General features: G+C 69.8%; 18 protein-coding genes. 3 read left to right on the forward strand and 15 right to left on the reverse strand.

Annotation, left to right across the window (positions count from 1 at the left end; all coding sequences use genetic code 11):
• Positions 1 to 5: 5 nt before the first annotated feature.
• Complete coding sequence (locus tag GC106_RS39555) at positions 6 to 1,442, reverse strand: aldehyde dehydrogenase family protein (RefSeq protein WP_173141203.1); 1,437 nt, start codon at positions 1,440 to 1,442, stop codon at positions 6 to 8.
• A gap of 138 nt (positions 1,443 to 1,580) precedes the next feature.
• Between GC106_RS39555 and GC106_RS39560 the strand changes: the two genes are divergently transcribed.
• Positions 1,581 to 3,026, forward strand: a complete 1,446-nt coding sequence (locus GC106_RS39560) for a GMC family oxidoreductase (RefSeq protein ID WP_173141205.1) — start codon at positions 1,581 to 1,583, stop codon at positions 3,024 to 3,026.
• Positions 3,027 to 3,030: 4 nt separating this feature from the next.
• On the opposite strand, the gene GC106_RS39565 is transcribed toward GC106_RS39560, so the two are convergent.
• From GC106_RS39565 to GC106_RS39575, 3 genes are read right to left on the reverse strand one after another with little or no spacing between them, the layout of a single operon-like run.
• A complete protein-coding gene (locus tag GC106_RS39565; RefSeq protein ID WP_173141207.1) occupies positions 3,031 to 4,635 on the reverse strand; it encodes an amidohydrolase in 1,605 nt (534 codons plus the stop codon).
• The gene (locus GC106_RS39570) at positions 4,625 to 5,413 is read right to left on the reverse strand and encodes a molybdenum cofactor biosynthesis F family protein (RefSeq protein WP_173141209.1); all 789 of its coding nucleotides are present in this window, start codon (positions 5,411 to 5,413) and stop codon (positions 4,625 to 4,627) included. The genes GC106_RS39565 and GC106_RS39570 overlap by 11 nt, the downstream gene beginning before the upstream one ends.
• A 12-nt stretch (positions 5,414 to 5,425) precedes the next feature.
• Positions 5,426 to 7,282, reverse strand: a complete 1,857-nt coding sequence (locus GC106_RS39575) for a primary-amine oxidase (protein ID WP_173141211.1) — start codon at positions 7,280 to 7,282, stop codon at positions 5,426 to 5,428.
• A gap of 114 nt (positions 7,283 to 7,396) precedes the next feature.
• Here GC106_RS39575 and GC106_RS39580 point away from each other — a divergent pair, with 114 nt between their 5' ends.
• Positions 7,397 to 8,113 carry an SDR family NAD(P)-dependent oxidoreductase gene (locus GC106_RS39580; RefSeq protein WP_173141213.1) on the forward strand — a complete coding sequence of 239 codons (717 nt, stop codon included), beginning with the start codon at positions 7,397 to 7,399 and terminating at the stop codon, positions 8,111 to 8,113.
• Between the two features lie 13 nt (positions 8,114 to 8,126).
• Positions 8,127 to 8,918, forward strand: a complete 792-nt coding sequence (locus GC106_RS39585; protein ID WP_173141215.1) for an SDR family NAD(P)-dependent oxidoreductase — start codon at positions 8,127 to 8,129, stop codon at positions 8,916 to 8,918.
• Positions 8,919 to 8,936: 18 nt separating this feature from the next.
• Here the strand turns inward: GC106_RS39585 and GC106_RS39590 are convergent, their stop codons facing one another.
• The 11 genes from GC106_RS39590 to GC106_RS39640 form a co-directional block, all read right to left on the reverse strand.
• Positions 8,937 to 9,632 carry an ABC transporter ATP-binding protein gene (locus tag GC106_RS39590; RefSeq protein WP_173141217.1) on the reverse strand — a complete coding sequence of 232 codons (696 nt, stop codon included), beginning with the start codon at positions 9,630 to 9,632 and terminating at the stop codon, positions 8,937 to 8,939.
• Positions 9,629 to 11,332 (reverse strand): branched-chain amino acid ABC transporter ATP-binding protein/permease, encoded by a 1,704-nt coding sequence (locus GC106_RS39595; protein ID WP_173141219.1) that lies wholly within the window; start codon positions 11,330 to 11,332, stop codon positions 9,629 to 9,631. Before GC106_RS39595 ends, GC106_RS39590 begins: the two co-directional genes overlap by 4 nt.
• A complete protein-coding gene (locus GC106_RS39600) occupies positions 11,319 to 12,179 on the reverse strand; it encodes a branched-chain amino acid ABC transporter permease (protein WP_173141220.1) in 861 nt (286 codons plus the stop codon). The genes GC106_RS39595 and GC106_RS39600 overlap by 14 nt, the downstream gene beginning before the upstream one ends.
• A 75-nt stretch (positions 12,180 to 12,254) precedes the next feature.
• Positions 12,255 to 13,427: an ABC transporter substrate-binding protein gene (locus GC106_RS39605; RefSeq protein WP_173141222.1), complete on the reverse strand. Its 1,173-nt coding sequence runs from the start codon at positions 13,425 to 13,427 to the stop codon at positions 12,255 to 12,257.
• A gap of 11 nt (positions 13,428 to 13,438) precedes the next feature.
• Positions 13,439 to 13,825, reverse strand: a complete 387-nt coding sequence (locus tag GC106_RS39610; RefSeq protein WP_173141224.1) for a nuclear transport factor 2 family protein — start codon at positions 13,823 to 13,825, stop codon at positions 13,439 to 13,441.
• Positions 13,826 to 13,835: 10 nt separating this feature from the next.
• Positions 13,836 to 14,603, reverse strand: coding sequence for a MoaF C-terminal domain-containing protein (locus tag GC106_RS39615; RefSeq protein WP_173141226.1), 768 nt, complete (start codon positions 14,601 to 14,603; stop codon positions 13,836 to 13,838).
• Positions 14,604 to 14,642: 39 nt separating this feature from the next.
• Entirely contained in the window at positions 14,643 to 15,608 is a 966-nt protein-coding gene (locus tag GC106_RS39620) for an AraC-like ligand-binding domain-containing protein (protein WP_173141228.1), read from the reverse strand.
• Positions 15,587 to 16,825: a multidrug effflux MFS transporter gene (locus GC106_RS39625; protein WP_173141230.1), complete on the reverse strand. Its 1,239-nt coding sequence runs from the start codon at positions 16,823 to 16,825 to the stop codon at positions 15,587 to 15,589. Before GC106_RS39625 ends, GC106_RS39620 begins: the two co-directional genes overlap by 22 nt.
• Positions 16,822 to 17,790, reverse strand: coding sequence for an alpha/beta hydrolase (locus GC106_RS39630; protein WP_173141232.1), 969 nt, complete (start codon positions 17,788 to 17,790; stop codon positions 16,822 to 16,824). The genes GC106_RS39625 and GC106_RS39630 overlap by 4 nt, the downstream gene beginning before the upstream one ends.
• Positions 17,787 to 18,761 (reverse strand): alpha/beta hydrolase, encoded by a 975-nt coding sequence (locus GC106_RS39635; protein ID WP_173141234.1) that lies wholly within the window; start codon positions 18,759 to 18,761, stop codon positions 17,787 to 17,789. The genes GC106_RS39630 and GC106_RS39635 overlap by 4 nt, the downstream gene beginning before the upstream one ends.
• Positions 18,762 to 18,784: 23 nt before the next feature.
• The gene (locus tag GC106_RS39640; protein ID WP_173141236.1) at positions 18,785 to 19,744 is read right to left on the reverse strand and encodes an aldo/keto reductase; all 960 of its coding nucleotides are present in this window, start codon (positions 19,742 to 19,744) and stop codon (positions 18,785 to 18,787) included.
• Positions 19,745 to 19,752 lie beyond the last annotated feature (8 nt).

The raw sequence follows: 19,752 nt of genomic DNA on the forward strand, positions 1-19,752 counted from the left end.
GACGCTCAGTAGCCGTAGTGCATCCACACGGACTTGATCTCGGTGTAGGCGTCGAGCGCCCAGGGACCCATCTCGCGGCCCCAGCCGGAAGCCTTGTAGCCGCCCCACGGCGCGGCCATGTCGGGGATCGGAGGCATGTTGACGAACACCGCGCCTGCCCGGATCCCGTCGGCGTAACGCTGCGCGGTACGGATGTCGTGGGTCCAGACCGTCGCGGCCAGGCCGTACTCCGTGTCGTTCGCGCGGCTGAGCACCTCGTCCTCGTCGTCGTAGGACGTGACGGCCAGAACTGGGCCGAAGATCTCCTCGCGCATGATCGCCATACCGTCGGTGACACCGGCGAACAGCGTCGGAGCGTAGAAAAAGCCGTCTCCGTCGACCGGACGCCCACCGGTGACCAACTCGGCGCCCTCGTCCTCGCCGGTCGTGACCAACGAGTCGACGTACTCACGGTGCTTCTGCGACACCAGCGGACCCAGTTGCGTGGCTTCGTCGCTGCCGGGCCCGAGCCGCAGGCTGTCCAGGCCACGCGCCATCTTCTCGACGAACTCCTGTTCGCGTTTGCGGTCGACGTAGAACCGCGTGCAGGCCGCGCAAACCTGACCGGTGTTGAGCGTCGCCCCGGCGAGATTGCCCGCCACCGCCGCGTCGATGTCCGCGTCGGCGGCGATGATGCTCGGCGCCTTCCCGCCCAGTTCGAGAGTGAGCCGCTTGAGGTTGGACGCCGCGCCGGCCGCGGTGATCAGCTTCCCGACCGCCGTGGACCCGGTGTAGGAAACGTGATCGACGTCCGGGTGCGCGCTGAGCATGGCGCCGACCGAGCCGTCTCCGGTGACGAGATTGACCACACCAGCAGGGAATCCGGCTTCCTGTGCCAGTTCGACGAGCCGGATGCTGGTCAGCGGCGTGACCTCGCTCGGCTTGATCACCACGGTGTTGCCGGTCGCCAGCGCGGGAGCGAGCTTCCAGGTGAGGATCATCAACGGGAAGTTCCACGGCGTGATCAGGGCGTTCACCCCGACCGGCTCGCGGCGCGTGTAGTGCAGGGTGTCCGGAAAGGACACCGGATTGGTGGTGCCCTGCAGCTTGGTCACCCAGCCCGCGAAGTACCTCAGGTGCTCGGCCGCGCCCGTGACACTCACCTGCCGGGACACGCCGATCGGCTGGCCCTGGTCGCGGGTCTCCAGCAGGGCCAGCTCCTCGTGGTGCTCGTCGACGAGCCTGGCCAGCCGGAACAGCAGCGCGGCGCGCTCGACCGGCAGGAGCCCGGCCCACTCGGGCACGGACAAGGCCCGGCGGGCAGCCGCGACGGCGGCGTCGACGTCGGCCTGGGACGCCGTGCCGACCTCCTCGATCACCTGGCCGGTGGCCGGGTCATGGGTCGGGAGGGCACCGCCACCTGCCTCGGTCCACTGTCCATCGACGAACAGGCGTGTCGCCATCGCGAATCCTTCCTTGGCCTTGTGGTGCGGCGAGTATCGGCCGCCGGGCGGCCGGAGGTCTTGTCCGCTCCCGCATGCCGGTTGACTGGAGGCGAAGGGATTCGCCGTGCCACCCGTGACGCGGACCACGCTGGACGCATGGACGTGATCGTGGTGGGTGCGGGCTCGGCCGGTTCGGTGGTCGCCCGGCGGCTGGTGGACGCGGGCGCGGCGGTGACCTTGCTCGAAGCGGGCGGCGAGGACACGAATCCCGCCATCCACGACCCGTCGCGTGCCGGTGAGCTGTGGCACGGCCCCGAGGATTGGGACTATTACACGGTTCCTCAGCCGCACGCGGCGAATCGCAGGCTGCACCTGCCACGGGGCAAGGTGCTTGGCGGCTGCCATGCGCTCAACGCGATGATCTGGGTCCGGGGAGCACCTGCCGACTACGACGGCTGGCAGCTGCCCGGCTGGGCCTGGGCCGACGTCCGGCCGGTGTTCGAGCGGATCGAGAAGGACCTGCTGGACATCGTGCCGAACGAGCCGCTGCACCCGATCCAGGAGTCCATTGTGGATGCGGCGGTGCAGATCGGCCTGCCGGTCAACCCGGACTACAACAGCGGAACGCTCGACGGTGTGTCCGTCCAGCGGATCACGATGCGCGACGGGCGCCGTCGCGACACATGGCATGCCTACGGACTTCCGGTTGCCGACCGGATGACCGTCCACACGGGCGCATTGGTCCATCGGATTCGCTTCGACGGCACGCGCGCCACCGGGGTGACTGTGTCGGTCGGCGGTGAGGTGCGGGACTTGTCCGCGGATTTAGTCGTGCTCGCGGCGGGTGCGCTGGCTTCGCCCGCGATCCTGTTGCGCAGTGGTGTCGGCCCGGCCGCGGATCTGGCCGCGCTCGGCATCGACGTCGTCGCCGATCTGCCCGGGGTCGGGAAGAACCTGCACGACCACCTGCTCTCACCGGTGATCTTCGCGACGGATCGCCGTGAGGTGGAGCCACCCACGCCGGGTCGCTCGGTGACCCAGACGCACTTGTTCTGGCGCAGCCACCCGGGGCTCGCAGTGCCTGACACACAGCCGATCTGTTTCAGTGTCCCGATGTACGAGTCGTGGATGACCGGACCGGAGACCGGTTTCTCGCTGATGGCGGGCATGGTGTCGCCGCGTAGCCGTGGCAGTCTACGGCTGTCCGGGCCGGAGGCCGACGACGAAGTGCTCATCGATCTCGCCGCCCTGGCCGAGCCCGCGGACTTCGAGAGCCTGGTGGCGTCGGTGGAACAGTGCCGCGAGATCGGCCGCGCCCCGGCGTTGGCGCGGGCGTGGGGCGCGCGGGAGCTGTACCCGGGGCCTCGCGACGACGTGCGGGAGTACGTGCGCCGCACCGCCATCACGTACCACCACCAGGTCGGCACCTGCCGGATGGGCGTCGACGAACAGTCCGTTGTGGACCCCACGCTGGCCGTGCACGGTTTGAGCGGCCTGCGGATCGCGGACGCGTCGGTGCTGCCCCAGGTCACGACTGGGAACACCAACGCGCCCGCGGTGCTGATCGGCGAGCGGGCCGCCACCTTCATCCTTGACTGCTGAGCGGTCAGCGCTGGAACACGCGTCGCCCCGCGAACCACGTTTCGACGGCCTGTGTCCCGGCGACGTCCGCGGTCCGGAACGGATTCCGGTCCAGCACCACGAAATCGGCCGAGCGGCCCGGCGTCAACGCCCCGGTGACGTCGTCGAGTCCGCACGCGCGAGCCCCGCCGAGGGTGAACACCTCAATCGCCTCGGCCAACGTGATCGCCTGCGCGGGCCAGAGCGCGCCGGGCCGCCGGCCGTACGGGTCCTGGCGCGTGACCAGACCCGCGATGCCCTCCCAGGCGTTCGGCGACTCGCTGACCGGCCAGTCCGAACCACCAGCGACCAGGGCTCCACTGTCGAGCAGCGCTCGGTTCGGCTGCATCCGCGCGGCTCGCTCGGCGGGCAGCACTCCGGCGATCGCCTCCGGGATGACGCCGGGCACCCACAGGAACGGCGAGATGTCCGCGGCGACCCCGAGCTCGGCGAACCGCGGGAGGTCGTCCGGGTGCACGAACTGGCCGTGCGCCACGTGAAATCTGGTCTCGGTGTACCCCTCGGCCCGGATCGTCGAGACGGCGTCGAGCAACAGCCGCACCGATGCGTCGCCGGTACAGTGCACCTTCGCGGAGAACCCCGCCTTGGCCGCGGTACGCAGCCAGCCGGTCAGCTCCTCTCCGGACATCGTCGTGGCGCCGTGGAAGCACGTCCCGTGGACCTCGTCGGGCAGGTATGGCTCCAGGAACGCGGCCGTGCGGGTCGGTGGCACACCGTCGAGGAAGATCTTCACGAAATCCGGCCGGTGGTGCTCGGTGCGGTACCTCCCAGCGAGCTCCAGCAGCGGCGCCCCGATCGGGTCGTAGCCGAAGATCGGGTCGTTGACCAGCAGCGACGACACCACCCAGGCGTTGAGCTCGCCCGCGTCGTCCAGGGACTTCAGCGCACCGAGGATGTCGGCCGACACGCCGGCGTCCTGGAACGCGGTGACGCCGTGGGCGTGCAGGATCTCGATCGCGCGCCGTGAAGCCCGGCGGTGCTGGTCCGCGGTGAGCCCACCGGCCGCCCGCTCGACCGCGACGCCCGCGGCTTCCAGGAGCAGGCCGCTGGGTTCACCGTCGTCACGGCTGATCACGCCGCCCGGCGGGTCAGGGGTCGCGGCGGTGATCCCGGCCAGCTCCAAGGCACGACTGCTGACCCAGCGGTTGTGCCTGCTGTCGTCGGCAAGCGCGACCGGGCGCCCGCCCGCGGCCTCGTCGAGCGCGTGTCGCGCGGACGACCGCGACAGTGTCTCGACCAAAGTGGACGCCCATGCGCCGCCGACGAGCCACTCGTCAGGGCCAAGGTCACGGGCTCGCGCGCGGACCGCGTCGAGGATGTCCTCGAAGCTCGCGTCCACGGCGAAGGTGAGCTCGAACAGCTCCGCGCGGCCTGCCATGGCATGGTGGTTGTGCACGTCGACCAAGCCGGGCAGGACGAACGCCCCGTCAAGGTCGATGATCTCGGTGTTCGGCCCACGGCCGGTGTCGTCGACGATCTTCCCGTCCGTGACGGCGAGGCTGGCCGCCCACGGCCGCGCTGGGTCCATCGTGTACACGACGGCGTTGGTGAGGATGAGGTCAGCGGCCATGGCTCGCCGGGTCGAGGTCTTCGGGGTGGACGGTGGTGCTCAGCAACCGCCCGTGGGCGCCGAAGGTGAAGTGCGCCGGGTGCTCTCCGGTGCCGTCCAGTCCGAAAAGGACGCCGTGGGACCGAAGCGCGCGGGCGTCACGGTGGTCGGCGATCGTCACCGACGCGCACGGGATCACCTTCTCGCGCCACGTGAACACGTAGATTCCGGGCCGGACCCGGTAAACCGAGTTCTCGTCGGTGTCGGCCAGCCCGCGCTCGGGACCGGCCAGGCATTGCCAGGTGTACCAGTGCGAGCTCAGATAGACGTGTTCGTAGGCGTGTTGTTCGCTGTACACCCACAACGCCCGGCGGCCGATGAGGGCGGTGGTCGGTGCCATCACCTGGCCGCGCGGCGCGGCGCCGTCGATCGTGGCGGGCCGGAACTCCTGAGTGACGCGCGGGGTTCCGCTGTCACCGATCCTGGTGGTGATGATCAACGCCCGTCCATCACGGACGTCGAGGATCAGCGACATGGCCTGGCGAGGTTCCGCCGCCGGGTGGAACTGGACGTAGTAGAGGTCGTCGTCGACGAGGAACGTCTCACAGGGATCGGTCCCGCCGTCCCATTCGACGCGCGTGCCGGTGAACCTGGCCGTGCGATCCGGCCCGCTGGCGTCGTCGTGCAGGACGAACACCTGACCGTGCAGGTCGCCGACCACGGGCGCCTTGTTCGCATCGAATCCCGGCGCGAGTCCGTCGAGGGGGAGCCACGTGGAAGTGTCGGAAAGAGCAGTCATGGCATCGCTTTCTCAGCAGTGATGGCCGGCGGGCAGGTCGAGGGCGGGGTTGCGGTCGCTGAAGCCGTACGGGCGCAACAGGAAACCCGACCGGTCGACCGGCATCACCGGCCAGTCTTCGGGCCTGGGCACGTGGGTCGGGCCGAACACGTGCCACAGCACGAGGTCGGTGCCGGTCAGGTCGCGGTCGGCGGCGGTCCACTCGGGCAGGCCCGCGCCGCCGGGGTGGGCGTTGGGCCGTTCTCCGGCGGGATATCGCTCGTCCTCGTGAAACCGCGTCGCCCACAGGTGCCGGGTCGCGAAGGCCGCCCGGCCGTGCACGGAGGCCTCGGGCTGGGCCATCAACGTTGCCGACGGGCGCGGCACCAACTGGTACGCGGTCGGCTTGCCAAGCCGGTTGACGCGGTCCGCGCTGCGGATTTCCCAGACCCGGGCTCGGCTCGGGTCGGCCAGGCGCATCGCCTCGCGCTCGGTCCGCAGCTGGGTGCTGCGCCAGGTGAACGCGTTGCCGTACGGGTTCTCCGGGCCGGTAGGCACGCCGATGACGTCGACTTCGTACAGGCTGTTGCGCTCGCCGTCCACCTCGACGTCGAGCCGGGCACAGAACAGGTGCTGGTGCACCGGCGCGAACAGGCCGGGCGCGATCTCAGTCGCGTGTGGCTGCGCCTGCCCGGTGGCACCGGCGCCGCAGAACACGACACCGGTGGCCTTGGCCTCCAGCTCGATCGTGCCGTCGAGGTAGAAGTACCAGTAGAAGCCGTAGTCGTAGTTGCCGATGGTGGAGATGGACGAGACGACCAGCCGCCGCGACCGGCGGACCTCCGGCCGGCCACCGAGGTCGGTGTGTTTCCAGAGGATGCCGTCGTCTTCCTCGTGCAGGCAGACCGCCTGCGGGATCTCGACCGGCTCGCCGTGGTCGTCGGCGACCCACGCCGGGAAGTAGTGGATCACGCCCAGGCAGTCGCAGCCCTGCCGCAGGTTGTTGCCGTTCTTGCCGAACTGGTACTCGCCCGCGTCGAAGTAGCTGATCCAGAACCGGCCGGGCGCGATGTCACCGTAGGGCACCACCATCTCCGCGACCGACGCCCGGTACAGCACCGGACGGTCCTGGAAGCCCACCTGGTGCAGGGTCAGGCCTTCGCGGGCGTTGAAGCCGACGCGCAACCGCCAGCCCTCCCAGGTGATCTCGGACCCGTCGACGGTGAAGCTCGGCCCGTCGGGCTGGGTGATCTCGATCGGCCTGAGCGACGTCCGCGCCGGGACACCGGTGTAGCGGCCGTGTTCGGCGGGGACAGGCACGTCGCCCTCGTCCTCGACCCGCAGCACTTCCCGCGTGGTGAGGTCGATGTGCGTGATCAAGCCCTCGACGGGGTGCGCCCACGGGCTGTCGTCGGCGTCTTCGCGCAGGAAGGTCAGCGACCGTATCACGCGGCCGGTCTCGTCGGCGCGGCCGAAGTACCCGGGCGCCAGTGGTGCGCAGAAGGCGTGCTCGATCCGGTGGGCGAGACCTCGCCGGGCCATCGCCGCCTGCCACTGTTCCGATGCCTTCGTCAGCCTTTCGGCGAGGTCGTACTCCTCGAACAGGTACGCGGGCTGCCCTTCGGCTTCCGCCCAGTCGTCCCAGGACACCAGTTCGTGGCGGGAGACCGAGACGACGGCCTCGCCTGCCCGGCCAGTGGCGGTGTCCAGCAGCGTGTAGCGGATGCGCCGGTCGGCATCGCCCGCGCGCACCTCGTCCTTGGCGGGCTCGACCGGGAGCACCTGCGGGAACCGGATGGTGTCGCCGACGAGACCTGCCTCGGCGAGGACCGCGCGCCCGGCGGACAGTTCCGCGGTGGTCAGGGGATCGAGTGGGTGCGGGGTGCTCACCCGGTCAGTCTCAGCCGGTTCGCACGGGCGCGGGAACCGTCCGTGCGGCGGCGGACAACAAGGGTGCGCTCGCGGCCAACCACACGGTGGGCCAGCCCGGACAGGATGGACCACATGCGAATCGACCTGGCGGGCCGGGCGGTGCTGATCACCGGCGCGGCTTCGGGCATCGGCCTGGCCTGTGCCCGGGCGTTCCTCGCCGAGGGGGCGCGTGTCGGGCTCGTCGATCGGAACACCCCGCCGGTACTGGACGGTGACGTCTTCGCAGTCCGTGCGGACGTCACCGACGAGCCGGACCTGGCGGACGGCGTCGCCGCCGTCGCCCGGCACTTCGGCGGTCTCGACGTCGTCGTCGGCTGTGCCGGGATCTCCGGCCCCGTCGGCAGACCACTGGCCGAAACGTCGGCCGACGAGGTGGCCGCGGTGCTCGCGGTCAACGTCACCGGGCAGATCCTGGTGGTCAAGCACGCATTGCCGTGGCTGGCCAAGGACCCGTCAGTCGTGCTGCTGGGCAGCGACTCGGCGTTCACGGCGGCGCCGGGCATGGTGCCTTACTGCGCGTCCAAAGGTGCCGTGGTGGCACTGACCCGGGCTCTCGCGGTGGAACTGCCGGGCGTGCGGGTCAACTGCGTGTGTCCTTCGGTCGTCGACACGCCCATGGCACGCGGCGACCTCGGCTCCATCCTGGACGCCCCGGGATTTCCGGTGCAGGCGGCGGACGACGTCGCCCGGCAGGTGCTGTTCCTCGCCTCCCCGGCCTCGCGGCCGATCAACGGCCAGGCCGTGCTCGCCGACTTCGGCATGTCGGCACGTTCGGCGTTTCCCGCCTAGGAAAGGATCGACAGTGGACAGAGTGGTGGCGGTCACCGGTGGTGGAACCGGAATCGGGGCCGCGGTCGCCCGCCGTTATGCGACCGAAGGCGCCCAGGTGGTGGTGCTCGGGCGACGCCGCGAACCACTGGAGAAGGTGGCTGCCGAAACCGGTGCGCACATCATCGCCTGTGACGCGAGCGTACGTGCGGACGCCGAGAACGCGATCGCGGAAATCGTCGACCAGTTCGGGCGGTTGGACGTGGCGGTCGCCAACGCGGGCGGGCACGGACTGTCCTCTGTGGTCGACACCGGCGACGACGAGTGGGAGCTCGCCCTGCGCTCGAACCTGTCGAGCGCGTTCGTGTTCTGCCGCGCGGCCTTGCCGCGGCTGATCGAAACGGGCGGGCAGGTCGTAGTCGTGTCGTCACTGGCCGGGCTGTTCGCCGGGCCGAACGTCGCCGGATACACCGTCGCCAAGCACGCGTTGATCGGCCTGACCCGCTCGATCGCCCGCGACTTCGGCCCCAAGGGCGTGCGGGCGAACGCCGTCTGTCCCGGCTGGGTCCGCACCCCGATGGCGGACGCCGAGATGGACCAGTTCGCCGCGGCGGCGGGCTTCACCGGCGGCCACGATGAGGCCTACCGCCGCGTGACCGCCGAGGTCCCGCTCCGCCGCGCGGCAGAGCCGGACGAGATCGCCTCGGTAGTGCGGTTCCTGGGCTCATCGGAGTCTTCGTACATCACGGGCGCCGTTCTGGTCGCCGACGGCGGTGCGCACGCGGTCGACCTGCCGACGCTGGCCTTCGAACGTGCCGGGATGTGACGACCAGGACAGGTCTAGTCAATCCGCGCCCAGGTAAGCGCTGTGCAGGGTGGCGGGGGAGTCGAGAAGTGTCTGCGCGTCACCGGAGTACGTGACGCGTCCCGACGAGACGACCATGGCCTCCTGCGCCACGGCCAGCGCCATGTGCGTGAACTGCTCGACCAGCAGAATCGCCGCGCCTTCCGCCGCGAAGCGGCTGACGACCGGCAACAGCCGGGTGAACACCACCGGCGCCAGGCCCAGCGACATCTCGTCGATGAGCAGGAACGCCGGACGTGCCGCGAAAGCCCGCCCCAGCACCACCATCTGCTGCTCTCCGCCGGACAGCAGCGCGGCGGGAGAGTGCAGCCGTTTCTCCAGCGCGGGAAAGAGTTCCAGCACGCCGTCGACGTCCGCCTGGGTACGAGCGGTCAGCCGCAGGTTCTCCAGCACTGTCAGGCCGGGGAACACCGCTCTGCCCTGCTCGATGTGCGCCAGGCCCAGGCGCGACCGTGCCACCCGTGAGGACCGGGTGACATTCGCGTCGCCGATGTGCACGGTTCCGGTAGCGGGCGGCACAACTCCGGAGATGGCCTCCAGCAGGCTCGTCTTGCCCGCGCCGTTCGGCCCGACCAGCGCGGTGATCCGGCCCGGTTCGATGGCGAGGTCCACGTCCCGGATCACCGGGCTCGCCCCGCGCCGGACTGTCAGGCCGTCCACCCGCAACACGCTCACAGCATCTCCGTTTCGCCCATGTAGGCCTTCAGCACGGCGGGGTCGGCCAGTACGTCGGCCTGCGGGCCGCTGGCCAGCACCTGCCCGAAGTCGAGTACGGTCAGCGTGTCGCACACCGACCGTACGAGGTCGAGATCGTGCTCGATGAGCAGCACCGACACTCCGAACCGTGCGGGTACCTGCCGGAGCCGTCGCCCGAACGCCACGTGCTCCTCGTGGGGCAGACCGGCCGCTGGTTCGTCGAGCAGTAACACGCGCGGACGGGCGAGCAGGTGGCCGACTACTTCGACAAGTCGCCGTGCCCCGGCGTCCACTCGGGACAACGGTGTGCGCGCCGCCGGGCAGCCGAAGAACGCCAGCGCTTCGTCGATCTCGGCTCCGGTGAGCCGGCGCCGGGCGACGAACCGTACGTACGCGGCCACCGTCAAGCCGGGCGGAACGCGGTCCTGCTGGAACGTTCGTCGCAGCCCGGCGCGGGCCCGGCGGGTCGGGGAACCGGTCAGCGGCCGCCCGTCGAGCAGCACACTGCCGGTGGCCTGCGGCAGGAAGCCGCTGATCACGTCGACCAGGGTGGACTTCCCGGCGCCGTTCGGCCCGATCACGCCGAGTATCCCGTGCGCTGGCACAGAGATGTCCACCTCGGACAGAGCGGTGACGTGTCCGAAGGCGACGCTCACCCCGCGCACTTCCAGTACCGGGTCGCCGGGCGGGAGCGGCGAGACTTCGGCTACGTCTGCCGCGCGGCCCACTCCGGCGGTGTCGCGAGACCGCCTGCGGTACCAGAGGTTTCGCCACGCCATACCGAGATTGCCCCGGCCTGCCAGTGCCTGCACGCCGAGCACGCCGAAGATCACGAACCCCCAGTCCTGCGGCACGCCCCAGCGTTTGAGCAGTTCCGGTACCGCGACCCAGAGCAGTGCGCCGAACACCGCCATGTCGATCAGGTGCGCGCCGGACATGATCGCCAGCACGTACAGGGCCAGGGACTGGATCGCGGTGAAGCTCGCCGGGAACGCGAGCCCGACCTGCCCGGTCAGCAGCCCGCCGCTGATCCCGCCGAGTGCCGCGGCGACCGCGAACGCCGTCAGTTTGGACGTCCGTACCCCGGCGCCGACCGCGGCCGTGCCACGCTCGGAGAACGCGACCAGATGCCAGCTGCTGCCCCACCGGCCGCGGCGCAGGAAGTGCACTACCAGCCCACAGCCGGCCAGCACCAGCACCGCGAACAAGAAGTACGAGCGGTCGTCGGAGAACGCCTCCGGCCGCTCCACGTGCAGCCCTTCGGTCACGCCTGGGAACTGGATCTGCACCAGCGCCAGGTCGACGGCCGCGGCGAGCCCGAGGGTGACAACGGCGAGCGTGATGCCACGCAGCCGCAGCGCGGGCAGCCCGACCAGCACCCCGGCGGCCGCCGCGGCAAGTCCACCCAGCAGCAACCAGACCACGAAACCACCGGGCACACCTGCGGCGTTGCAGGCCGACACAACGAACGCGCCGACGGCGGCGAAAGTGAGTTGGCACAGCGAGATCATCCCCGCGGTGCCGGTCACCACCCCGAGCCCGAGCAGCGCGATCGCCGCGACCACAACGCTCATCCCGAGATAGACGAAGTACCCGGCGAGACCCACGCTCAGCGCGTAGCCGGCGCCGACCGCCGCCGCCGCGACAAGAACCGGCGTCCCGAGTTCAGCGAGCCGCATCCCACACCTCCTTGCGTTGGGTCCACACCAGCACCACGACGATGACCAGGAAAGGCAGGAAATGACGCAGGACCGACAGGTGGTCGGACTGGGCGGCCGCGCCCTGGGCCATGCCGAGCACCAGCCCGCCTGCCACGGCCAGATCGAGCCGCTGGAACCCGCCGAGCAGCGCGGCCGCCGCGGCCGGGACGACCAGCATCGCCAGTGATGTCGGGTCATTGGACTGCGACGGCGCCACGATCGACACAGCGAGCGTGGCGATCACCCCAGTGGCCGTCCAGACACCGACGGACAGTGGCCGGGCCGGGATGCCCAGCAGTTCCGCGGTCGTGGGACGTTCCGACAGCGCCCGCAGCCGGACACCGAGGCTGGAGCGGGCGAGCACCGTACGACAGCCCACTGCCACCAGCACGGCGAGCGTGACGGTGACGACGGTGACCTGGCTGATCACCACGCCGCCGAGCGTGAACGCGGGTCCGGCCAGCAGCGGGTGGAACGGCTGCGGTTTGTTGCCGAACAGGATGAATGCCAGCGAGATGAGCAACAGGAGCACGGCAACGGTGACCGCCGACCGCGTCCCGGTGTCCGCCTCGGCGAGCCACGTGCAGATGATCCAGCCGAGTACGGCGCTGAGGACTCCACCGAGCACGATTCCGGTCACCGTGGCGAGCCACTCGGGCAGTCCCCAGTGGACGGCCAGGAAGACCGCCACGTAGCAGCCGAACATCCCGGTGGCCGACTGCGCGAAGTTGATCACACGCACCAGCCGTGACATCAGGGTCAGGCACACCGCGAGCACCGCGTACAGGCCGCCTGCGGCAAGACCGGCGAGAGCGCCCTGCAGCATGGATGTCCTCCTAGGACTTTGGTTCGAATATCCGTCGGCGCGACGCCGGATGCCGTACGCCCGGGGCGGCGGGATTCACGAACGCGGAATCCGCAGCCAGTCCTGGGCGGCGAGCTCCCACTTGTTCGTTCCCGAAAGGAGCTTGACCGGCCAGCCCGCGGTGTTGTCGTGATGGGTCTGGGCGGGACCGAACACGTACGGCGTGCCGACCATCGGGTCGCTGATCGGCTTCATCTCGCGCAGCGCCTTGGTCACCGACTCACGCGTGATGTCGCCCTGGATACCCCGCAGGACTTGCAGGAAGTACTTCGCCGCCAGGTAACCGCCCTGGCTGAACGAGGTCAGCGGGATGTTGTTCTTGATCATCAGATCCCGCCATTCCTTGTTCTGCGGGCTGTCCGCGTCCGTGAACGGGTAGAACTCCGCGGGCACGTACACCCCGGCGCCCGCGTTCGAGATCGCCTTGGCGTAGTTCTCGCTGTAGACGCTCGTCAGCAGCAGCCAGGTGACGTCGTTCCACCCCTGCGCCGCCGCGGCCTTGAGCTGGCCGATGGAGTCCGGCTCCACCGGGTTGACGGTGATCGCCCTGCATCCCGCCGCGCGCGCCTTGACGATGTACGAGGTGTAGTCGGAGCCGCCGTAGGGAACGGTGGAATCGACGTACTTGAGCTTCTTCCCGGTGATCTTCGTCCACTCGTCGATCGCCGCCTGGTACGACGGGAGCGTGTTGCCCGCGATCTCCAGCAGCGCGCAGATGTCGGTCAGCTTCAGCACTTCCGAGCCGTAGAGCAGGGTGAGGGTCATGTCGTGGTACGGGCCCACGTTGGCCGGCGCGATGTTGGGGCTGGTGAAGCACGCCGGGTCGACGCCGATGCCCGGGATCGACAGGATCTTCTGCTGCTCGTAGTACTTCGAGTTGATCTCGCACTCGATCAGGCTGGACGAGCCGACAAGCGCGACCGCCTCGTCACCGCCGACCACCTCGCGAGCGGCTGCCGCGGCTGCCGCCGGATCGCCCTTGTCGTCGATCGCCTTGTACTCGATCTTCCGTCCGTTGACGCCTCCGGCCGCGTTGGCCGCCTCGAACACGGCCTTGGCTGCCCGCGAGGCTTCCGGGAAGGTGGCCGGGCCGCTCAGCGCGTTGACCGAGCCGACCACGATCGGGCCGCCTGTGCCGGATTCAGCGCCGGCGCAGGCCGTCAGGACCGTGGCAGTGGCGAGCGCCAGGGCGGGCAGGATGTTTCTCATGGCGGCTCCTGTCAGGTGGTCGCGGCGACTACGAGCGCGGAGTCGACGATCTGCTCGAAACCGACGACCGCGCCCGCGTCGAACCGCCACAGGTGCGCGACGCGCGCGGTGAAGGACTTCCCGGTTTCGCGGTGGGTCCCGGTGTAGGTCCCGACGCCGATGACCGTGTCGCCGGCGTCGAGCAGTTCCCCGAGGCTGAAGCGGTAGCCGTCCCAGTCCTTCGCGATCGCTTCGAAGACGTGTTCCCGGACCTCGCCGGGACCGGTGTACGTTCCGGCGTACGGGAAACCAGCGGCCTCCGTCCACTTCGTACCGGGTCCGAGCGGTGCGAGCATGCCGGGCAGGTCGCCGCGGTCGCTGGCTTCGTAGTGCGCGCGGATGACGTCCATGTTGGACACTGGGAACTCCTTAGACGGGCTGGGCGTCGGGATAGGCGACCGAACCGAGCGGGTAGACGTGCCCGCCCGCGCGGGAATGCTCGGACCGGCCGTCGCCGGTGATGCCGAGGAACACGCCGGTCGTGCGCAGCGCATAGCCGAGGTCGTGCAGCCACACACTGGCCACCGCGATCCGGAACTCACGGAAACAGAAGAGGTACAACGAGTCCTGGAACTTCCACACGGTCGACAGATCCATGTCGCCATGCCCGCGCTGGACACCTTCGAGGCACTGCCAGGCATATCGCTGCGAGGACACGTAGATGTGTTCGTAGAGGTGGTCAGGGCTGTAGCGGTAGAGGTTGCGCTTGCCGATCAGGTCACGGGAAGGACCGGGCACGGCGCCGGACGGCTCGCCCCCGTCCGTCGTCCCGGACCGGAACGCCTGGGAAACCCGGGGAACACCCTCGACGTCCTCGGTGCCGATCACCGAGCGGACGGCGAGGGCGCGGTGGGTCGTCGTCGACCACACGACCGTCAGCGCCTCGCCTTCGACGCTGGTGAGCGGCAGATTCACGAAGTACACGTCGTCGCGCACGGCGACAGCGTCGTACGGATCCTCGACACCGTTGCACGTCGCGCGCCGCGCGTCCGTGAAGCTCAACGCGAGCTTCTCGCCGTCGTCCAGGCTGATGGTGATGTCCTGCCCAGTGAGGTCGGCGTTGGGCAGGCGGTAGGTGGCGATCCCGGCAGCGAACTCGTCGTAGGTACGCCAGCCGTCAGAGGGTGCGTCGGGCATGGCCTCATCGTCAGACGGACGCGGGCGCCCGACGAGCAGTCACGCGCTGGGCGGCAAGTACCGGTCGCTCTCGGTCAACTGGCGTCGCAGCTCGCTCGGCGCACGGCCGAACGCCGTCTTGAACACCCGGCTGAAGTGCGCGGCGTCGACGAATCCCCAGCGTGAAGCGATCGCCGCGACCGGGCGGCCGGCGTGCACCGGGTCGAGCAGGTCACGGCGACAGTGCTCAAGCCGCCGCGTACGGATCCACCCGGCGACCGTGGTGCCCTGTTGCTGGAACAGCCCGTGCAGGTGCCGGGTCGAGATGAAGTGCTCGGCGGCGATCCGGGACGGGGTCAGGTCAGGGGAGTGCAGGTTCGCGTCGATGTGCGCGCGAATCCGGCGCATCAGCTCGTGGTGCGGGTCGGCGTTGGCACGTGCCAGGTCCAGTTCGGCGGCGACCAAGGTGCCGAGCAGATCGACCGCGCTGTGCGCGAGACGGGTGCCTGCCGGGCCGCTGAGCTGGTCGAGATTGCTGCCGAGCTGGGCCAGGAACGGCACGACAACGTTGCCGACGCCCTGCTTGCCCGACATGCGCACTGCCGTCAGGCGTCCGACGAGCTCGGCGGGCAGGTCGATGAGCCGTTGCGGGAACATCACCACCAGGGAGCGGAAGTCCTTTTCGAACAGCAGTGAATACGGCCGGTGCGTGTCGTACAACGCGACGTCACCGGGCCGCAGTACCGCCTGCCGGTCGTCCTGCACCAGCAGCCCGGTGCCTGCCAGGATCAGGCTGAGCTTGTAGTAGCGGCGCTCGCCGCGTGCGATGAGCTCGGGCGTGCGCTCGACAGCGTGCGCGGACGCGCTGATCTCGGAGATCTGCACCTCGTCGGCCGACGACGACCGGATGCGGCCGCGGAAGCCGTCCCCGGCGCCCGCGGTGACGTGCAGGGGCACGAAGGACTGGGACACCGCGGCGCGGAACTCGGTGAAGTCCCGGGCGATCAGGGTCGTCGGTGCGGGCACGGGATCACCTCACAGCATCGGGAGTGTCGTATACGATAAGCGATACGATCTGCCCCGACAATGGCCCGCAACCTCGGCAGCACGGCCAGCCACACGAGCGCGGCGGCGCAGCCGTATGCCACGGTGATCGTGAGGCTCATCGACAACGGACTGGTTCCGCCCAACGACACCAGCGGTGCCACAAGCGGTCCGAGGGCGAACGACGACGTTCCCAGTAAAGCGGCGGCTGTCCCGGCGCGTTCACCGTGCTCGGCCAGCGCGAGAGCCGATCCGTTGGCCTGCGTCCCCCCGGCCGCCAACATCAGCAGCGCCAAGGGAATCAACACACCGACCAGCCCGGCGCCGAGCAACACCGCCATGAGCATTGCCAGTGCTGCCAGCGCGGTCGCGGTGGTACCGATCGTGTACATCCGTGCCGGTCCGGCCCGGCGAACCACGGCTCGGTTGATCAGGGCGCCGAGGACGGACATGACCGCGCTGGCGGCGAAGCAGAGGCTGAAAACCCGCGGTGACAACGAGAAGTTGTCCTGCAGGACGAAGCTCACCGACGCGAGGTAGGTGAAGAACGCGGCACCACCGCACGTGCTGACGAGCAGGAACCAGGGGAACAACGGGTCCCGCAACACCGCGCCGAATTCACTCGCACGGCGACGGGCAGTGGACGCCCGGGTTTCCGGGAGGGCTGTGACCGCCAGGAGGAACAAGGCCACGCCGATTCCGGCCAGAACGACGAAGATGCCACGCCACCCCATCACCGTCGCGAGCTGTCCACCGACGACCGGCGCCACGATCGGCGCGAGCGCGCCGACTGTGGTGAGCATGGCCAGCAGCCGTACCAGCTCGGCTCCTTCGGCCACGTCACGGGCGACAGCCAGGGAGATCACGATCCCCGCCGAGCCGCACAGCCCTTGCAGCAAACGGGCCGCCAGCAACAGTTCGATCGACGGCGCCACGGCACAGACCAGCGACAGCACCGCGAACAAGCCGGTTCCGGCGAGCAGCGGCGGCCGTCGGCCGAACCGGTCGCTGAGCGGGCCGAGAACCAGCTGGCCGAAGGCGAGGCCGAGCATGCACACCGACATCGTCGCCTGCGCGAGGCTTTCGCTCGCGCCGAGGTCGTCGGCGAGCTGGGGGAGCACGGGCAGGTAGAGATCCATCGAGATCGGCCCGAAGATCTCCAGCAGGCCGAGGACGACCGCGATCCGGCGCGGTCTCACGGGGCCCGCAGAATCCGTCGCAGCCACGACAACCGGGCCGCGACGGCCGCGCGGGAGACCTCGGCGCCGGGGGAGAAGCCCGCGAACCCGTGGTATCCGCCCGCCCACACGTGCAGTTCGGCCTGCCCGCCGGTGGCCCAGATGCGCAGCGCGTACTCGCACGCCTCGTCACGGAAGATCTCCGCGGCGCCGACGTCGATGAACGCGGGCGGCAAGCCGGAGACATCCTCGGCACGGGCCGGAACCGCGTACGGCGACGCCTCATCGGTGCCGCGCAACGGCCCCAGCAGGGCGTTCCAGCCGGTGTCGTTGTTGTTGCGGTCCCACGCGCCGAGCCCGTCGTACTGCCGGGCCGACGCCGTGTCGTTGCGGTCATCGATCATCGGGCAGAGCAACATCTGTCCCGCGATACGCGGGCCACCCCGGTCGCGGGCCATCAGTGCCACACCAGCCGAGAGACCACCGCCCGCACTGGCCCCCGTCACCACGACACGAGAAGGATCGGCGCCCAGTTCGCCGGCGTGCTCCACGACCCACACGAGGCCCGCGTAGCAGTCCTCGACAGCGGCGGGCGCGGGATTCTCCGGCGCCAACCGGTATTCGACCGACACACCGACCGCGCCGAACCGCAGCACGTCGTCGATCAGCCCGTCGACACCGAAGAACCGGTTGCCGAGCACCATTCCGCCGCCGTGGATGCCGTACAACACCGGCGCGTTGGTGACACCGCCGCGAGGACGGATGATCGTCAGCTGAATATCCGGGGCGCCCGGCGGGCCCGGGACCGTGCGATCGTCGAGCTCGACGGCCCGGCCTCCCACGATTTGCCCTATCGGCGGGACGATGGTCGCGAAGTGCGCACGGTTGGCCAGGATCGTGTTCGCCCGTAACGGAATCCGCTCCACCAGATCGAGGAACGCGGCAAGACCCGGCTCCAGCTCCGGGTCATAGGGCACCGGGGTCATCGGCCCAGCCCCAGGGTCCTGCGCAGCCACGAGGTGCGCGTCCTCAGCGCCTCCTGGCTGATCGGCCAGTCCGGGACGTAGATGTCGAATCCGTGAAAGGCGCCGCTCCACACGTGCAGTTCGGCTTGGCCGCCGGTGGCCCAGATCCGCAGCGCGTATTCGGTGTCCTCGTCACGGAACGGTTCCGCACTGCCCACTTCGATGAACGCGGGCGGCAATTCGGACAGGTCGGTGGCCCGGGCAGGCGCGGCGTACGGCGAAACCTCGTCCGTTCCGGCCGCGTCACCGAGCAGCGACCGCCAACCGGCCACGTTCGCTTCACGTGACCACGTGCCCAGCCCGCTGTACTGGTGGCTCGCAACCGTGGTGTTCCTGTCGTCGATCATCGGGCACAGCAACAACTGTCCGGCCAGGCGTGGCCCACCCCGGTCGCGGGCCAGCAGGGCCACCCCCGCCGACAGGCCACCGCCCGCGCTGCCACCCATGACCACGACCCGATCCGGATCGATGCCCAGCTCCTCCGCGTTCTTCACTGTCCACACCAGACCGGCGTAGCAGTCCTCCACCGGCGCGGGGTGTGGGTGCTCGGGTGCGAGCCGGTACTCGACGTTGACCGCGACCACGCCCAGTTCCAGCACGAGGGCGAGCAGACGCGGGACGTCCATGTCACGGTGGCCGACCATCATCCCGCCGCCGTGGATGTTGTACAGCGCGGGCACCGACCCGTCCCGATCACGCGGAGAGAGGATCGTGACCTCCAGATCGGGCGCGCCGTCGGGGCCGGGGACCGTCCGCTCGACGAGATCCACCGGCGCGTCGCCCACCACTTGCGCGGCAGGCCGGACCATCGCGGCCATGGCCTGGCGCATCGCGGGCAGTGTCTCGGGCGTGTACCCAGGGGAGTCCTCCGGCACCAGCCTGGCCAGCTCCGGTTCGATGGCCGGGTCGAAGGGGACTGGGCGATACGTCATGACAGGCTCCTCGTTCACGAAGGTCACGGCCCTTCCGGATCGACCACGCCGCGGTCGGCCCAGAACGGCTCGGCCAACGCGCGCAGCTCGTCCGCGCCGACCTGCTCGACCAGCTCGACCGCGGCGAGGTTGTCCTCGAGCTGCGCCAGCCGTGTCGCGCCGAACAGCGTGCTGACGTTGGCCGGGTGAGTCAGGGTGAAAGCGACGGCCAGCCGCGCCGCGCTCGTGCCGAGCTTCTCAGCGGTCTCGACGAGACCGGCGGCGGACCGGGTGATGGCTTCTCGTATGCCGCCGGGATCGCGGCCGACCTCGCGGGTCAGATCGGTGCGTCCGGTGAGGATTCCGCCTTCGAGCACGTCCGAGGCCTGCATGGTGAATCCTTCGGCGAACAGGCGGCCGAACGGCTCACCGTCCGCGATGGACCGGCGCGCCACGCTGTACTTCAGCTGAGCGACCTGCGGACCGTCGACGCCGCGTTCTTCGGCGATCCGCTGTAGCCTGCGGATGTTCCCGGCGGACCAGTTGTTGACGCCCCAAGCCCGGATCAGTCCGGCGCGCCGGAGTCCGCTGAGGTCGTCGACCAGGTCCTCGAGCTCGACGTCGGCACGCCGCAGGTCGCCGAGGATCACCAGGTCGGCATGGTCGAATCCGCCTCGCAGGAAGGCGTTGCGCAGCTGCGGCCGGAAGCCCCGTTCGTCGTCGAAGCCCTCGATCCAGAGCTTCGCCGACACGAGGTACTCGTCACGGGGGATGCCCGAGGCTCGCATGATCGCGCCCCAGAGCACGTCGGTGAACACAGGTGGCTTGCCGGGCATGCCGTACACACCGACGTCGAACAAGTTGACACCGGCGGTGACCGCTGTGCGGATCATGGTGACGGCGTCAGCGAAATCCATCCGGTCGTACGTGTGCCACGAACCGAGTGACAACAGTGAGACCTCCACATCGGACGTTCCGACGCGGCGGCGGGGCAGTGCGGGCACCGGCTTCC

Source organism: Kibdelosporangium persicum (genome assembly GCF_013280595.1).
GTDB classification, from domain to species: domain Bacteria; phylum Actinomycetota; class Actinomycetes; order Mycobacteriales; family Pseudonocardiaceae; genus Kibdelosporangium; species Kibdelosporangium persicum.

Excerpts from the sequence above, each read along its gene's own strand:
- GC106_RS39555 (WP_173141203.1), bottom strand. The coding sequence starts at position 1,442 with ATGGCGACACGCCTGTTCGTCGATGGACAGTGGACCGAGGCAGGTGGC.
- GC106_RS39560 (WP_173141205.1), top strand. The coding sequence starts at position 1,581 with ATGGACGTGATCGTGGTGGGTGCGGGCTCGGCCGGTTCGGTGGTCGCC.
- GC106_RS39565 (WP_173141207.1), bottom strand. The coding sequence starts at position 4,635 with ATGGCCGCTGACCTCATCCTCACCAACGCCGTCGTGTACACGATGGAC.
- GC106_RS39570 (WP_173141209.1), bottom strand. The coding sequence starts at position 5,413 with ATGACTGCTCTTTCCGACACTTCCACGTGGCTCCCCCTCGACGGACTC.
- GC106_RS39580 (WP_173141213.1), top strand. The coding sequence starts at position 7,397 with ATGCGAATCGACCTGGCGGGCCGGGCGGTGCTGATCACCGGCGCGGCT.
- GC106_RS39595 (WP_173141219.1), bottom strand. The coding sequence starts at position 11,332 with ATGCGGCTCGCTGAACTCGGGACGCCGGTTCTTGTCGCGGCGGCGGCG.
- GC106_RS39600 (WP_173141220.1), bottom strand. The coding sequence starts at position 12,179 with ATGCTGCAGGGCGCTCTCGCCGGTCTTGCCGCAGGCGGCCTGTACGCG.
- GC106_RS39605 (WP_173141222.1), bottom strand. The coding sequence starts at position 13,427 with ATGAGAAACATCCTGCCCGCCCTGGCGCTCGCCACTGCCACGGTCCTG.
- GC106_RS39615 (WP_173141226.1), bottom strand. The coding sequence starts at position 14,603 with ATGCCCGACGCACCCTCTGACGGCTGGCGTACCTACGACGAGTTCGCT.
- GC106_RS39630 (WP_173141232.1), bottom strand. The coding sequence starts at position 17,790 with ATGACCCCGGTGCCCTATGACCCGGAGCTGGAGCCGGGTCTTGCCGCG.
- GC106_RS39635 (WP_173141234.1), bottom strand. The coding sequence starts at position 18,761 with ATGACGTATCGCCCAGTCCCCTTCGACCCGGCCATCGAACCGGAGCTG.